At 44.0% G+C, this 15,865-nt stretch carries 13 protein-coding genes and 2 pseudogenes; 9 read left to right on the forward strand and 6 right to left on the reverse strand.

Annotation, left to right across the window (positions count from 1 at the left end; translation table 11 throughout):
• A partial coding sequence (locus L4D12_RS06105; RefSeq protein WP_428447096.1) for a transposase occupies nt 1-154 on the reverse strand: 154 nt, incomplete at its 3' end.
• Between the two features lie 69 nt (nt 155-223).
• Between L4D12_RS06105 and L4D12_RS06110 the strand changes: the two are divergent.
• The 6 genes and pseudogenes from L4D12_RS06110 to L4D12_RS06135 all read left to right on the forward strand — a co-directional run.
• Nucleotides 224-1,219 (forward strand): annotated as a pseudogene (locus L4D12_RS06110) (reverse transcriptase domain-containing protein); the annotation flags it as partial.
• A gap of 599 nt (nt 1,220-1,818) precedes the next feature.
• A pseudogene (locus L4D12_RS06115) lies at nt 1,819-2,102 on the forward strand (PAAR domain-containing protein); the annotation flags it as partial.
• Nucleotides 2,091-3,017: a hypothetical protein gene (locus tag L4D12_RS06120; RefSeq protein WP_428447107.1), complete on the forward strand. Its 927-nt coding sequence runs from the start codon at nt 2,091-2,093 to the stop codon at nt 3,015-3,017. The pseudogene L4D12_RS06115 and the gene L4D12_RS06120, both read left to right, overlap by 12 nt.
• A gap of 161 nt (nt 3,018-3,178) precedes the next feature.
• Nucleotides 3,179-3,580: a hypothetical protein gene (locus L4D12_RS06125; protein WP_428446943.1), complete on the forward strand. Its 402-nt coding sequence runs from the start codon at nt 3,179-3,181 to the stop codon at nt 3,578-3,580.
• A 213-nt stretch (nt 3,581-3,793) separates the two neighbouring features.
• Nucleotides 3,794-4,501, forward strand: coding sequence for an AHH domain-containing protein (locus L4D12_RS06130; protein ID WP_428446944.1), 708 nt, complete (start codon nt 3,794-3,796; stop codon nt 4,499-4,501).
• A 3-nt stretch (nt 4,502-4,504) separates the two neighbouring features.
• A complete protein-coding gene (locus L4D12_RS06135; protein ID WP_428446945.1) occupies nt 4,505-5,143 on the forward strand; it encodes an imm11 family protein in 639 nt (212 codons plus the stop codon).
• A 563-nt stretch (nt 5,144-5,706) separates the two neighbouring features.
• Here the strand turns inward: L4D12_RS06135 and dsdA are convergent.
• Nucleotides 5,707-7,053 (reverse strand): D-serine ammonia-lyase, encoded by a 1,347-nt coding sequence (dsdA, locus tag L4D12_RS06140; protein WP_428446946.1) that lies wholly within the window; start codon nt 7,051-7,053, stop codon nt 5,707-5,709.
• Between the two features lie 622 nt (nt 7,054-7,675).
• On the opposite strand from dsdA, the gene L4D12_RS06145 reads away from it, so the two are divergent.
• Nucleotides 7,676-9,736: a chitinase gene (locus L4D12_RS06145; protein ID WP_428446947.1), complete on the forward strand. Its 2,061-nt coding sequence runs from the start codon at nt 7,676-7,678 to the stop codon at nt 9,734-9,736.
• A 153-nt stretch (nt 9,737-9,889) separates the two neighbouring features.
• Here L4D12_RS06145 and L4D12_RS06150 read toward each other — a convergent pair whose 3' ends face one another.
• Both L4D12_RS06150 and L4D12_RS06155 read right to left on the reverse strand, forming a co-directional pair.
• Nucleotides 9,890-10,639, reverse strand: coding sequence for an RluA family pseudouridine synthase (locus L4D12_RS06150; RefSeq protein ID WP_428446948.1), 750 nt, complete (start codon nt 10,637-10,639; stop codon nt 9,890-9,892).
• A 33-nt stretch (nt 10,640-10,672) separates the two neighbouring features.
• On the reverse strand, nt 10,673-10,804 hold the full coding sequence (locus L4D12_RS06155; protein WP_428446949.1) for a hypothetical protein: 132 nt from the start codon (nt 10,802-10,804) through the stop codon (nt 10,673-10,675).
• Nucleotides 10,805-10,980: 176 nt separating this feature from the next.
• On the opposite strand from L4D12_RS06155, the gene rsgA reads away from it, so the two are divergent.
• A complete protein-coding gene (gene rsgA / locus L4D12_RS06160) occupies nt 10,981-12,021 on the forward strand; it encodes a ribosome small subunit-dependent GTPase A (protein ID WP_428446950.1) in 1,041 nt (346 codons plus the stop codon).
• A 108-nt stretch (nt 12,022-12,129) separates the two neighbouring features.
• On the opposite strand, the gene L4D12_RS06165 is transcribed toward rsgA, so the two are convergent.
• Both L4D12_RS06165 and L4D12_RS06170 read right to left on the reverse strand, forming a co-directional pair.
• Nucleotides 12,130-12,522, reverse strand: coding sequence for a hypothetical protein (locus L4D12_RS06165; RefSeq protein WP_428446951.1), 393 nt, complete (start codon nt 12,520-12,522; stop codon nt 12,130-12,132).
• A 71-nt stretch (nt 12,523-12,593) separates the two neighbouring features.
• A complete protein-coding gene (locus L4D12_RS06170) occupies nt 12,594-13,745 on the reverse strand; it encodes an iron-containing alcohol dehydrogenase (RefSeq protein ID WP_428446952.1) in 1,152 nt (383 codons plus the stop codon).
• A 779-nt stretch (nt 13,746-14,524) separates the two neighbouring features.
• Between L4D12_RS06170 and L4D12_RS06175 the strand changes: the two genes are divergently transcribed.
• Entirely contained in the window at nt 14,525-15,673 is a 1,149-nt protein-coding gene (locus L4D12_RS06175) for an S-(hydroxymethyl)glutathione dehydrogenase/class III alcohol dehydrogenase (RefSeq protein ID WP_428446953.1), read from the forward strand.
• Nucleotides 15,674-15,865: the final 192 nt, after the last annotated feature.

Below are 15,865 nucleotides of genomic sequence, written 5' to 3' on the forward strand. Positions count from 1 at the left end.
CAACGGCTCCTGATTGTCGAAGTTGTTTTCGCCAATAATACAGCGTTGCCTCACTGATGCCTTCTTCTTTTGCTATCTCAGCGACAGAGCGAGACAACGGTGGTAACAACTTTCTCAAGATAGCTTCTTTTCTTTCTTGTGAATAACGAGACATATTTCCTCTGTTTCCGCCCCTCTAAATTGATTGATTTTTGACAGTGACAACTATCCTGACACAGGGGGCAGTACGGCAGATGCAATTCAACAATGCTTCAAATGCTTGTGCCTTAAGCGTTCAGGCCGTTGGGTTTTAGAGGGTGACATTAAAGCTTGCTTTGACAAGATTGGGCATGAATGGCTACTTGATAATGTTCAAATAGACAAAAGGATGCTGAAGCAGTGGTTAGGCTCTGGTTATATCGATAAGGGCTTGTTCTACCGAACATCAGAAGGAACTCCGCAAGGCGGAATTATCTCCCCAACGCTTATGTTACTGACACTTGCGGGTTTAGAAAAGCTCGTAAAAGAAGTGGCTAAGAAATCGGGAGAACGAGTTAACTTTATAGGCTATGCGGACGATTTTGTGATAACAGGTTCATCAAAAGATGTTCTTGTTAACGAAGTCAAACCACGACTGATTGATTTTCTAAAAGAGAGAGGGTTGGCACTCTCTGAAGAGAAAACGCACCTTACTCATATAGATGATGGCTTTGATTTTCTGGGTTTTAATCTCAGGAAGTACAAAGGCAAGCTGCTCATCAAACCGAGTAAAACTAACGTTCTCTCCTTCTTGGGAAACTTGCGTGAACTCATCAAGAAGCACGCAACAATGCCAGTCAATGATCTTATCAGACTATTGAACCCTAAACTGAAGGGTTGGGCGAATTATTATCGCCACTGCGTTGCAAAATGTACTTTCGGTTATCTCGGTCATCAAATCTTCTGGTTGCTGTGGCGATGGGCGGTAAGACGTCATCCCACCAAACCAAAAGACTGGGTAAGGCGCAAATACTACATGAACAGAAGTGGTGGTTGGCAATTTCATGGTTGGCAGAAAATCGCGAACATGGACTGTCACTACAACTTGGCTCAAATAGCGAAAACGCCAATTAAAAGACATGTGAAGATCCGAAGTGTAGCGACACCGTTCGATCCTCAGCACCAAGATTACTTGGCAAAGAGGAAGCCGAAAAAGGAAAGCCGTCACTCTTGGTTTGATCCTGCTTTAACTGCTATCTAGGTTGCTGGGTAACGTAATACGCCTTAGCGGAGGCTTGAGCCGTATGCAGTGAAAGTTGCACGTACGGTTCTTAGGAGGGCGGCACTCGGTAACGAGTGTCGTCTATCCGACAAAAATGAGTCACAGAAGACTTGGTTTCATGTGTGGTTGGTTTCATGTAAGTAACTTTCTTACTGCCAGAAATACTCAGGTTGAGTTACTTTGGAAAAAAGACATCTTATGCTTTTATTTTGGGACGCTTTATACTTTTAAACTCGTCATAACTGTTTGATGAATAAAACACTAATAGGACACTTTATGCTTTCAGCGACATTTAACTATAGATTTATAAGGTGCTTTCAGCGACAGTTAATGAGTTAAATGCATCTTAACGTAATCAGGATTAAAAAGAGTAGTCGGCAATTTTAGCTTTGCGTTAACTCTATAGCTTGTGATGTTGCTAACTACTTAGTTTTATTTTATGAGAATGTCGTTCGTTACTGGATGAAATTTATATATTCGTAAATCAATTTTGTGTGTAACTACTCGCATAGTCGTCTAATCCAACTTGCTACACACCTTTTTGACCAGATAATTTTCTCAAAATTAACCCTTTGAGAATGCCATGTCTAAAAAAACCAGCTGCTCGTGTAGGCGATAATCACGTCTGCCCCAAACGTACAGGAAAAGTCCCTCATGTCGGTGGCCCAGTCAGTCAAGGGTCTTTATTAACGGAATACCCGCAGCGCGACAAGGTGATGCTCTGGTCTGCTGTGGACCACCAGATTAAATCAGCGCTGGCTCATCATCAGTCTTTATCAATGGCAAACCAGCGGCACGGCTTGGAGATCGTACATCTCACGGCGGTGTAATCATTGGGGGAAGCGGCAATGTGTTTATAGGCGATGCAGGTATTCCTGTCACTCTCGATGGGCTATCCGAAGATAGAGCATCCGATAATGCGTCATTAAATACATCTCTGGGCGAGCCGTCTGATAGTCAGTTTTCAAATCTTTTACGCAGCGAACCGATTGATAAATCACTATCAAATATTCCTCTGGGCGAGATACCAGATCAGCAACCTGATCCCTTACCTTTTTCACGAGCACAAGCTATATCACAAGAAAGAAAATACGCTAAGGATAATTTAAACTGGATGAAAATTGTTGCCAGTTTTCAAGACCCGTGGGATACCGCAATTCCATTTTTGAATGCTGAAGTACGAACTCAATCAGATGCCGGCAGTATCACAGTGCATGCAGTGGGTGAATCAACCTCACATACAAATGAAACCGTTCTGAATAATACTGATTCCTATGATCTTCAAACAGCGAAAGAAACCGAGCTCTACGAGCCAGGCACTTACGTAATTGAGGACATTCCACAAGAACAAGTTAACGTATTAATTGAGATCTACGGTAAAGAAGGCATTAACGCTGAAATTGAGGCGCAGGTAATAGATGTTATCGCTGATCTGCATGACACCTATGAAGATATACTCAGACATATGAAGCCATTCAATAAACGGTGGAATGATGTTGGCAATTGGAGTCTTGCAGATGGGGTAGCCGATGGTGCAGAGTTATGGATTAAGGATAACCTCGAACTTTTCAGTCTTCAGTTTTGGCAAGACTTTGGGGGCACTCTTGAAACGTGGGTTGAGGTCGGATGGGATAGTGCAGCGAACTACGCCACATATGCGTATGAGGATACAGAACGCCGCTATCGAGAAGTTCTAGAAAAAGGCGTAAAAAATGTCGCCTCCTTTAGCAACGGCGAGATCTCTTTTTTTGATGCGATGTACAATCACGGCAATTAAGCACAATTCAAAGAGATGTATTCGCTGAATATGTTCTTAGCCCATTAGTACCGGATGCAATTGAAGACCTATTTACCCCAGAAGGTGCCATTCACGCATACAACGAAACAATAGCTAAGATCGACGGTGCCGAAAAACTTTGGGATCATCGTGATGATATCATGCAGTTATTTGATGATATGCGGCTCTGCAACCTTGGTGGTATCGCACAATTTATCGAAGGGCCATTAAAAGACATCGATCCTGATTTGTATTTTGAAATTCGTCATTCTAGTCAATATGCGGTATTCCTTGGTGTGATACATGAAAGTCCGTTGATTACGACTTTTCTAAATTATTTTAATCGGATATTCAGTACTATCCCTCCCAATTTCTATACCTATAACGCTGGAGCTGGTGGCACATATATTTTGCTTGAAGTACTGCTGGCTATCGCTGTCGGTTTGTTTACTGGTGGTACAGCTGCCGCAGCCCGATTAGCCGCCTTTACAGCAAGACTTACCAATACAATGGCAAACTTTGCCGTGCAAAACACCGACTTCAAGATGCATCAAAAGCCCTAACAGCCTTCACTAATATGGTTGAAAACCTTCTTAATATCCAGAAACGCATGGCACAGATTGGGGAACTCTGTCTTGCGCGTGGCTTCGGTGTCACCAAAGCATTTGTTAACCGCACTGCACGAGTGACACGCGAACGTAATGATAGACCGGATGAATGCAGACATTGCAGAAAACAACATAAAAGACCACGACATCTTGGAGGTACCTTAACCTATGTCTAGCATAGTATCTGAACATGATTCTGAAATTGCGAATGATGAGGGTGATATAGCCCCTATACTAAAAGATAAGCAGTATCGGCAGCGATGGATTAGCGAAATAAATGAGAAATTTACGGCTGATACGCACCCCTATCTGGCTGGCGTACACATGGAAACGCACCACTTAATTACCTCGAAAGCAGCTAATAGTTGTTTTGTGGCAAAAATACTGTCTAGAGAGGGGTATGATATTAATCTACTGCCAAATTTGGCTGGATTTCCGGCCACTCTCCCAGGCGCCTGTCACCTTGGTATACAACTACACCGCGGTTCGCATCCTGACAGAAATATAGATCCCAAGGCGTATCATAAAGTGGTAGAAAGAATGATTAACGAGAATGCTGCTGAGTTTGATGTATGTAATAAAAATTATTCAGACAGCGCCAGAAAAGCTAATGTCCATAAAGAAGCTGATGAAATTAGCGCCCAAGTGCTAAAGAAAATCCTTAACTTTGAACTGCGTCTAACATATATCCACGATTACTTTAAGAACGGCGGTGATGGGTGCTGTAATGTCCACAATATTGGTCCTGCCCGTAAAGCGAGTCGCTTAGCCTGCAAAAAAACAGGAAGAAACCACATTGGTGAAACCATTACTAACCGCAATGAAACCAAAACCATCAACTGGTCAGGTGGCTGGACGCCCAAAATAGGAGCCTAATCAATGCATTTATCCACGGAAGACTTTTTTCTTATACTCCAAACTGTAAATGATGACAGTAATCTTGTGTTATCAAGAACGCCGAACCCTTATGGACTCGATGTTGCTAGGCATTTAATCCCCTTTGATGGTCGCCCCGTAATTTTCAAAAACATGTTTCATGATGAAGACAAGAAAGCTGGCATTGTGCATAACTACACTAATGCTCATGAAGCCTCCTGTGTGCCGATTTTTAGCCGTGGAATCTATAAAGAACTGCGAGATTTAGACTATTACGCAACCAAGTTTGTACCTGCAGTGATCAGAAGCATCGATGAGAAATATGTTGAAAATTATTACGCAGTAAACACTTTTGGTTCACTCGATGTACTTGATTTTGAGTTATCTGAATTTGATCCAGATGTATTTGATGAAGATGGCAATCTCATACTGAAGAAGATCAAATCGGAAATTACTAGAGTGGTTTTCTCTCAGGAAAAACTTAGCAAAATAAACCCCAAACACTTAACTATTTTTAGAGTGGAACACTTTGGCGATAGGGTGTTTGTCAGCCGAGAAGTAAAAGCACTGATAGAAAAACACCCACCGCTTGATATCGGGTTTATTCAGATGTCAACGTGGACACCTGCTGCTGAAATGTAACGTTTAAACTATGTTATAGCAGGAACAACACCGTTGCCGTTGTAGGTGTTGTTCCTGTATGAGTTAACCCTAGCTATTAGGGGTTTGATTATGACGTTATTAGTGTCGGCCTAGTATCTCTGCTACAGAGCGTGAAATACCGACATTTGGTGAGTAACTTTGACTTTTTTTGTGATGGTTGTGATTGATTAACTAGTTCTGGCCTATTCGAGTACTTGATATTTAGTTATACGACTTGGTTTGAAATCGTTAGATATGAGCTTGTTTTGATGTTTGTCTGTGTATTTAGTTGTAGTGAGTTTGCAGCTCATTAGTAACCAATCCCCTTTATTCAAACCGTTTTTAAAGATTTTATTGAAGTAGCCATCATGCATGTTAATTCGGAGCCAGTGTGTTGTTGTTACCTTTTGACTTGCGTGTGGAGACTTCAACTTTTGCTACTATAAATTCATCGACATTTAAGTTAACCGCTTTTATCTATCACGGGTTAAAAGCGGTTAAATCTTCACTACTGTGCCATGCTCAAGTGAAGCACTACACAGGATAGGAGGACATGTTTTGCATTATTTACTGCCAGATTTAATGCCGGACTTGTCAAGGTAAGAGGCCATTTCCAGCTCAGGTACCATACCGCCGCCCGTTGCCCAAACAAGGTGTGTTGCGTTGTGCATTTTCACGTCGTCAAACTGCATGCGAGCTTGGTATGGCAAATCTTTCGACACAATAACCGGCCCCATCATGCCCGCTAATGCCGATGGCTCCAGTTTAATGCCTTCTTGCTGGTTTAAGCGGTCTAATTGCTGATACATGGCTTCGTCGGTCATGGTGTAATAGCCATCCAATAAACGCTCCATTGCACGGCCGACAAACCCCGATGCTCGGCCCACGGCTAACCCATCGGCTGCGGTGATATTATCGATGCCAATGTCTTGAACGGAAATGGCGTCATGCAAGCCAGTATGCACACCCAATAGCATGCATGGCGAATGGGTTGGCTCGGCAAAAATACAATGGACGTTATCACCAAACGCCATTTTCAAACCAAACGCCACCCCACCAGGACCACCGCCGACACCACACGGCAAGTAAACAAACAGTGGGTGGTTTTCGTCAACAAGAATGCCTTTGTCATCAAACTGTTTCTTCAAACGCTCACCCGCGACTGAATAGCCAAGGAAAAGCCTCTGAGAGTTTTCATCATCAATGAAAAAGCACATTGGATTTTTTTCAGCTTCTTTACGCCCTTGCTCAACGGCTACGCCGTAATCTTGCTCGTATTCCACCACGTTAACGCCATGCGAGCGCAGTCGGTTTTTCTTCCATTGACGCGCATCTGCTGACATATGAACCGATACTTCAAAGCCCAGTTTTGCACTCATGATACCGATCGACATGCCTAAGTTACCTGTCGAACCGACGGCGATGCTGTACTGACTGAAAAACTGTTTAAATTCTTCACTAAACAGCTTGCTGTAATCATCTGATTCCGCGAGTAAGCCCGCGTTTATCGCCAGCTGCTCGGCGTGAGTTAACACTTCATAGATGCCCCCACGCGCTTTGATCGAGCCAGATATCGGCAAATGGCTGTCTTTTTTTAACATCAGGCGACCGGTGATCGGTGTGCCAAATTGCTGTTCCAAACTCGTCTTCATGCTGCTGATCTCAAGCACGTCTGATTCGATGATGCCATTCATTGCCGCTGTTTCAGGGAAGGCTTTGACTAAATAAGGGGCAAAGCGGCTTAAACGCTGGCTGGCGTCTTCAATGTTACTTTTCCCTAGCCCCACATAAGGCAACGCTTCTTCTAAGCTCGTGATGTTAGGGTTAAACCAGCTCACTTCTTCAAGTGCAATCATCTTGTTTAACAACGGAAATTCAGTCGTCAGTTTTTGTATATCTAATGTAGTCATTGTCGTTACCTTCGCTCAAAGCAATCAGAATCGTGCAGACCCCATGTTCTTTTCATTGCGGTCAATTAAACGAATAATGCCCTCCGCTGACAAACGATCAATAGTTACTTTCACATGAGCCAGATTCACTCAACTGCGTGATCTCCTCGTGATTTTTCACATCACTCTCGTCATGGTTAATTTAATTTCATCCCCAAGACGCTGATGTTGCGTCTGGCATTGAGCGAATTCAAGCTCTTAATCATAAATTACCCGTGTCGTAATGAATTTGATAAAAAAGGGAAACCAATAAGTTAGATACTAACGAAAGTATTAGGGACAAACTGCTTTCATTTTAATTCAGGGTTGGTTATTGACTCGCAGATTGGAGGGGAAATAATGCATTCTGATCCGTGGCTGAATATTTTGTAACAAAGAAACCTAATGTGATATTAGTTCACAGTTCATGAAATTATGCTATTTCCTCGATGTTTGTCTCATAATAACGTCCTTAGTTCAGGCTGTAAGTTCCCCTTTTTCTAGTATGCTATCGGTCGAAAATAATCGTCAATAAAACGTTGTCAACGAACCTTCATTAATGATGGTTACCGACCAAATGTTAATAATAATTAGGAAACAGCATATGATCAGAATTCAATCTCTGCATCTATCTTCTATCGCGCTTGCAATTCTTTCTTCTTCCGCTTTTGCACAGTCACATGAGATGACGTTAAGCCAACTGCAACAAGACGAGGCGAATGTTATTGCCAGTGCTCCTGAGGGATTGCAACTTGTCAAAGATGCTATTGAAACGTTGGACAACGAAACCGTTGAAGCGATTCAGGTGAACGCGGTGAGCAATCCGCAAAACGTAAAACGTGTGGAGCGCCTTGTTAATCAAGCGTCTTGGAATGAAATATTTCCTGAGCGTGATGAAAAATATACTTATCTTAATTTCTTAAAGGCGATTGGTAAGTATCCGGCATTTTGTGGCACTTACAGCGATGGCCGTGATTCAGATGCGATCTGTCGTAAATCATTGGCGACCATGTTTGCTCATTTCACTCAAGAAACGGGCGGACACAACCCGCACAGCGATAACCCTGAGTGGCAACAAGGCTTGTTCTATTTGCGTGAAGTGGGCTGGGAAGAGGGCACCGCTGGCGGTTATGGCGTTTGCGATCCTTCACTATGGCAAGCGCAAGCCTATCCATGCGGTACATTTGCGGACGGTAGCTACAAGAGTTATTTCGGTCGCGGATCTAAGCAGCTAAGTTACAACTATAATTACGGTCCATTTTCTCAATCTATCTACGGCAACGTAGACAAACTTCTTAATGAGCCAGAGCTAGTTGCAGACACATGGTTGAACCTTGCTAGCGCAGTGTTCTTCTACTTATATCCGCAGCCACCAAAACCAAGCATGTTGCATGTGATTGATGGCACTTGGCAGCCAAACGAACGTGATCTTGCTAATGGCTTGGTTCCGGGGTTCGGCGTGACCACGCAAATCATCAACGGTGGTGTGGAATGTGGCGGCAGTAGCGAGCATAAGCAATCGCAAAACCGTATCGATTATTATCGTAATTTCGCTAACTATTTAGGTGTACCAATCGCTGAGAATGAAGTGCTTGGCTGCGCAGATATGAAGCAGTTTGATGACGGCGGCGCAGGCGCACTAAGTATTTATTGGGAACAAGATTGGGGCTGGACACCAGACACGCCATCAGGCGCAACGTATAAATGTCAGCTAGTGGCTTATCAAGGGCCTTTCTCTGCATTTATTGAGGGTGATTACCGTCAGTGTGTTGAGAAATACTTTGATGTGACCATCATCGATGATACTGAAGGTGCAGCACCACAAGCGAATGCGGGTGCAGATATCGAGCTGATCGCCAATAACGATGTGGTGGTGTTGGATGGTAGTCGTTCAACCTCTGCTGCGAATGATGTGTTGAGTTACCAATGGACATCAGTGGATGGTTCGTTGACGATTCAATCGGCTAATCAGGCGGTTGCTCAAGTTACGGTGCCTGCGGTGGATGCGATCACTCAATATCGTTTTGTGCTTACTGTCACGAACCAAGATGCTGAAACCAGTAGTGATGAGATGGTTGTAACGGCAAAACCTATGCCAGCGAACTTCCCGCCAGTGATTGCTATTAATGGGGAAGATACGGTTAACAGTGGTCAAGACCTAACGCTAACGCTTGATATTCAAGATGTGGACGATAGCAACTTTACTGTCACCTGGAGCAACGATAAGAACCTAACCATGGTGGTGACGGGTAATGATCGCAGCATGACATTGACTGCGCCAACGGTTGACGCGGACCAAGTGGTTAACGTGCATGTGAATGTGATTGATGGTGGTAACAACAGCGTTGATTCTGCCAAAACGATTTCGGTTAAAGCTCAAGAGCAAGGCGCGACAACGTGGAATAAAGACACGGTTTATACGGAAGGTAACACGGTTATCTACAATGGTGTGACGTACACTGCGAAGTGGTGGACGACCGGTGATATCCCAGGTCAGTCGGATGTATGGCAAGCGCAAGATAGCGGTGCCGTTGCAGAGTGGAGCGCAACCAAAGCCTATGATGGCGGTAATAAAGTCACTCGCAAAGGTACAACGTACAAGGCGAAATGGTGGACGAAAGGTGACAAACCTGAATCTGCGGGTTCACCATGGGAACAAATCTAGCGAATCACTAGGTTAAACGAAAAGCTCTGGCCGTTATGGTCAGAGCTTTTTTTTAATAACTAAGATACCCCTATGAGCGAGGCTTTCTTTTGCCTAGATGAATCCGGGACCTAGCAATAATGCCTTCTTGCCCTTCAATGTGCTTACTCAATCTTAAAATGTACTTGGGCTATGACCATGAATAGGCTCACCCGTGGTTGGGTGACAAAAGTAAATATCGCTGGCATGGAGCATTAAGCGCTGTGAGATGTCATTCGCTTCAACGTTATTACTGAGTGCTGGGTGGTTATAAAGATCACAACCTAAAATAGGGTGGCCAAATTCAAGACTATGGATCCGCAATTGATGGGTGCGACCTGTAACAGGGGTGTATTGGATTAACGTTCTAGGGGGATTATCCAAACGGCTTATTACCTGATAGTCAGTAATGGCACTTTTGCCCGTGCCATGGCAAATTTTCACGCGGGGAAACAGAGCCTTATCTTTAGCAATCGGGGCCGATATTTGGCCACTGTCCGCTTCAACCCACCCCGCTAACATCGCGACGTAACGCTTTTGCACTGTCCGTGCTTGAAACTGTTTATTCAGACTTTTAGAGGCCGTATCGTTAAGCCCCACCACCATAATGCCAGAAGTCCCTAAATCTAGCCGATGTGGTAATTTAGCATCGATAAAAGCAGGCGTTGCTTGTGTCATTTGGGTCGCACTTTGGCCGTTAACTAAACGATAATGGACTGAATCCCAATTAAGTGGGTTTTTTCCCGATAAGCTTAACAAACCACTCGGCTTGTTAATCAATAAAATATCATCATCTTGATAAAGGATTTCTACCCTAGCCAGGCACTTTGGTGCCACAAAGTTATCAATTATTTCACTAGCAGTAGAAGCGTCAGATTTAGACATTGAAGGGACCTGATGTAATCAAAGAGAGACGGTTTAAGTGATCGTGTCGTCAGTTAAGTTGGCCGCTACTTTGTCGGTAAAGCGAACATTTTGCAATAGCAGGACGTCTCCGGAAATACCCGCCTTTTGATATTTACCGTAAGGTGTTGTCTTTAACCATGCCATCGAGTTCTGCTGATAGCTGTGATCACCAAGCGAATGCCAACGCAGTTTGAGGCGATGGCACTCTTGACCTGTCTATCGCTTTATACTTTATGATGCAATACAACAGCCCCTTGCTTCTCGCGCCGTTATTTTTTTGTGTGTTGATGCAACCAGCAATCAGTGAACAGGTATAAAAAATGAGTAATCCATCACTCGTCGAATTAGGGCTTCGTCCTTACTTTCAACAGCAGCTTAGCTTGGATGAGCCAGAGAGCCTCACTCTTGGCCGCGTGATTGAACAACATCGTAGCCATGTGGTGGTGATGAGTGAGCAGGGCCCACTCAATCTGACGCAGACGCCAAACAGCGAGCGTGTTTGTGTCGGTGACTGGGTATTGTTTGATAAGCAGCTGCGCTTGGTACGCCTGCTTGAACGTCAGTCACTGTTTCAGCGTAAAGCGGCAGGGACGAAGGTAGAGTCGCAGTTGATCGCGGCGAACGTGGATAGCGTGTTTATTGTCTGTTCACTGAATGATGATTTTAACCTTAACCGAATCGAGCGCTATCTGGCGATTGCCAAAGAGGCGGAGGTTGAGCCGATAGTGGTGCTGACTAAGGTGGACTTATGTGCCGAGGCGGAAGAAAAACGCCTGCAGGTACAGGCCTTGGATCCATTTTTGCTAGTACATACCCTCAATGCCCTTGATGGTGAACACCTTAATGAGTTGTCAGGGTATTGCAAAGTGGGTAAAACGCTGGCGCTGCTAGGATCGTCTGGAGTTGGCAAATCGACCTTGGTCAATGGCTTACTCGGTCAGCAAGTCATGGAAACTGGTGCGATCAGAGAGGATGACAGCAAGGGCCGCCACACTACTACCTTCCGGGCGATAAAATGGTTGCCTCAAGGGGGATTGTTGATGGATACCCCAGGGATGCGTGAGCTGCAATTGAGCGATTGCGAAGACGGTATCAAAGAGACCTTCAGTGAGATAAAAGCGCTGGCTCAGCAGTGTCGGTTTGGCGATTGCAGCCATGATCAAGAGCCGGGATGCGCAGTACAGGCCGCGATAGAGAATGGATCGGTTGAACTGCGTCGCTTCAATAATTACCAGAAGCTGATGCGAGAGCAGGCGTTTAACAGTGCCAGCTTGGCAGAGAAGCGCGCCAAAGATAAAGCGTTCGGCAAGATGGTCAATACTGTTCAAAACCAAGCCCGTGCACGCAAAAAAGGGCATTGAGTTTTATCTCTCCTCAGCACCGCTCTCGATCATCAGTATCTAGCGTCGCAGGGCAAACAAAAAAGCCTTGAATAGGATTCAAGGCTTTTAACTATAGGTCATTGCTAGTTATTTTGCCGGTGCAAAATCAGCCGCCGCTTTTCGGTGGGCGGTGTAAATCGCTTCACCATCACTTTCGGCATCAAAAATCACATTCACGTCAGGAGCGAATAAAATCACATCACCCACTTCAGCAACATATTTATTGCCTTCCATATCGCGCATAACAATTTTACCTTTAGTCACCACCTTGTATTCAGCGGAATCGTAGAAGTATTCAAATCCGACACCGGGTGACATGGTGAAATGGCCAATCGTTAATTCAGCACTGTTATTTGTAACGGCAACTTCTGCCATATCACTTTTTAGTCCTTCGACGTTTAGCAATTTACTTAAATCATTGAGCTTAAAAGAACCTGATTTAAGTAAGGTGATACCCGGCTTATCCGTTAATGTTGTCATGCAGTTTACCGTCTTATTCAATGATGAAGGTTAAAGCAGAAGCTTTAACCTTCTGTGGGTTTTATTGGTTATTACATCCGTGCTTTGAAGATCGCAAGAATCTCAGCAAGGTTTGCTTGGCGAGGATTTGTTAGCGAGCAGGCATCGTTAAGGGCATTTTGTGCCATGAATGCGAGTTTATCTTCTGTCACACCAAGATCTGCTAAACGTTGCTTAGTACCTACTTTTTCAGAGAGTGCATCAATCGCTTCAAGAGCTGCATTTACTGCTTGCTCTTGTGTTAGATTCGATACGTCAACACCCATTGTTTTAGCAATATGAACAAAACGCTCTGGTACTTGTTTAGCGTTAAAGCGTGAGACTTCAGCTAAGAGAATTGCGTTACATAGACCGTGGGATAGGTTGTAAACGCCACCTAATTGGTGAGCCATTGAGTGTACATAACCGAGAGATGCATTTGAGAAAGCCATGCCTGCAAGGTATTCACCGTATTGCATTGCATCACGTGCTTCACGGTTTTCACCGTCATTCACCGCTGTTTCTAGGTTTGCGACAATCAGTTCAATCGCTTTAATTGCTGACGCATCCGTGATTGGTGTTGCGGCAGTTGATACGTAGGCTTCAATGGCGTGGGTTAATGCATCCATCCCGGTTGTTGCAGTAAGGAATTTAGGCATAGCGACCATTAGTTCAGAATCATTCACCGCAATGATAGGCGTGAAATGTTTATCAACGACGGGGTATTTAGTTTCATCTTCTTGGTTTGTGATAATAGCAAATACTGTCATTTCCGAAGCTGTACCAGCTGTTGTATTCACGGTTACCAATGGAAGTTGTGGTTTCTTAGATAGGTGTACACCTTTCGAGTAATCACGGATATGACCACCGTTAGCTGCAACTAAGGCGATACCTTTTGCTGTATCGTGAGAAGAACCACCACCAAATGAAATCACAAAGTCTGCATTGCTTTGTGCAAGTAATGCTAGACCATCTTCGATATTTTTCTCAGTTGGGTTAGGTTGAACACCATCAAAAACAACAAAATCTAAGTTATGTGCTTTTAGCTCATCTGTTAACTTATTAACAAGACCTACTTCAACCAATACACTGTCGGTAACGATAAGTGCTTTTTTCAATTCCTTTGATGCTAATTCAGCACCTAGAGATTGAATTGCATTAGGACCCATAAGGGTAACAGGGGGCATGTAAAATACATTGCTCATGATAAAGCTCCGTTAAATGATTAATAGTTTTGGTTACTCACCGGGTTGGCGATGAGTATGAAAATGATGAAACCGGATTAGATTTGCTTTCTGCCTAATCTGCCTTACTACCCCGTATATGAGATATTGCTTGTTGGCTCGGGGCAGCGTGTTTCGATGGAGTCATCATAGCTGTTACCAAATAACAGACAATGAGCGTAACAAGTAAAACACTATTACCACATGGTAATTATTGTGTATTTTTATTTTATAACAATGAGTTAGATGGTTATTTTGTAGTGTGGGCGGCAGGTATTCCTGCTGTATCGGTTAAAAACAAGCATAAAAACTGTTTTGATGTGTTTTGAATCCAAGAGGATTATTGGCTATATAGTAAAAATTTCTCATTATTATGGATATTATCAATATCCAGTAAATAAAATGCCCAGATCACAACTTATCCCTCAGTGACTTCAGAGCGTTCGCCCTTTGGGTGTGATTTTGTACACTCGCTCTGAACCCCGCATCTTGAGGTAACCTAGGTATACATCGAGAGCGGTGAAAACCAGCACTCTTCTTCTGAACATATCGCTTTCGCGATCTAGAAGTTAATTATTACACATTGGTAATAATCATTTTCTTTTTTGCCGGATTATCAAATATCCTTGAGCCTCTATACTACTTCCCAACAAAGCGTGATAGCGAGTGAGCTAAACTCAACGTCGCTTATGTCAAACTGACGCTTACACTATTATTTATGCATACTTTTCTGTCGATAAGTAAGCAATAAGGAAAAACCAATGACACTTGAAATCAAACCGGGTCAAACATCAATTAAATCAAAAGCAATGGTGGCTTGGGCTGCTGGTGAACCACTTAAAATGGAAGAAGTCGACGTACAACTTCCAAAAGCGGGCGAAGTGCTGGTCCGTATCGTTGCTACTGGAGTTTGTCATACTGACGCATTCACACTTTCAGGTGATGATCCAGAAGGTATCTTCCCTTCAATCTTAGGTCATGAAGGTGGCGGTATCGTTGAGATGATCGGTGAAGGCGTTACCAGTGTTGAGGTCGGCGATCATGTTATCCCGCTTTACACTGCAGAGTGTGGCGAATGCAAATACTGCAAGTCAGGTAAAACGAATCTTTGCCAAGCGGTACGTGAAACCCAAGGGAAAGGCCTGATGCCTGACGGTACTAGTCGTTTCTCTATCAATGGCGAAACCATTTTCCATTACATGGGATGTTCAACGTTCTCTGAGTACACGGTACTACCTGAAATCTCATTGGCGAAAGTAGACAAAGCAGCACCACTTGAAGAAGTTTGCCTGCTTGGCTGTGGTGTGACCACGGGTATGGGTGCAGTACTAAACACGGCGAAAGTTGAAAAAGGTGATAACGTTGCTGTATTCGGCCTTGGTGGTATCGGTCTTTCAGCGATCATTGGTGCTCGTATGGCGGGCGCAGACCGCATCATCGGTGTTGATATCAACGAAAGCAAATTCGAGCTAGCGAAGCAGTTGGGCGCAACAGATTGCATTAACCCAATGAAATTCGACAAGCCAATTCAAGATGTGATTGTTGAAATGACTGATGGCGGCGTTGAATACTCATTCGAGTGTATCGGCAACGTTAACGTGATGCGTCAGGCTCTAGAGTGCTGTCACAAAGGTTGGGGCGAGTCAGTGATTATCGGTGTGGCGGGTGCAGGTCAAGAGATCTCAACACGTCCATTCCAGCTAGTAACAGGCCGTGTATGGCGTGGTTCTGCTTTCGGTGGCGTTAAAGGTCGCTCTGAGCTACCAGAAATCGTTAACCGTTATATAGCGGGTGAATTTGGTCTGCAAGAATTCATCACTCATACCATGGGGCTGCAAGATGTCAACGAAGCGTTTGAATTGATGCACAAAGGCGAGTCAATCCGAACTGTTCTACATATGGATAAATAAAACCGCAATGGGTCTTCTTATGAAGGCCCATTACTTATCCCCTGGCTAGCTCACGATGCTTTACGTTAATAATTAGCAATGCGAATAGTAGCCAATCATACCTTTCACTACGTCTAACGACGCAAACCTTCTGGGCGATAAAATGGTTGCAAGACCAAGTCCGATCTCGCAAAAAAAGGTATTGAGTTTTCT

Origin of the sequence: Photobacterium nomapromontoriensis, assembly GCF_050336815.1 — a bacterium.
Taxonomy (GTDB): domain Bacteria; phylum Pseudomonadota; class Gammaproteobacteria; order Enterobacterales; family Vibrionaceae; genus Photobacterium; species Photobacterium nomapromontoriensis.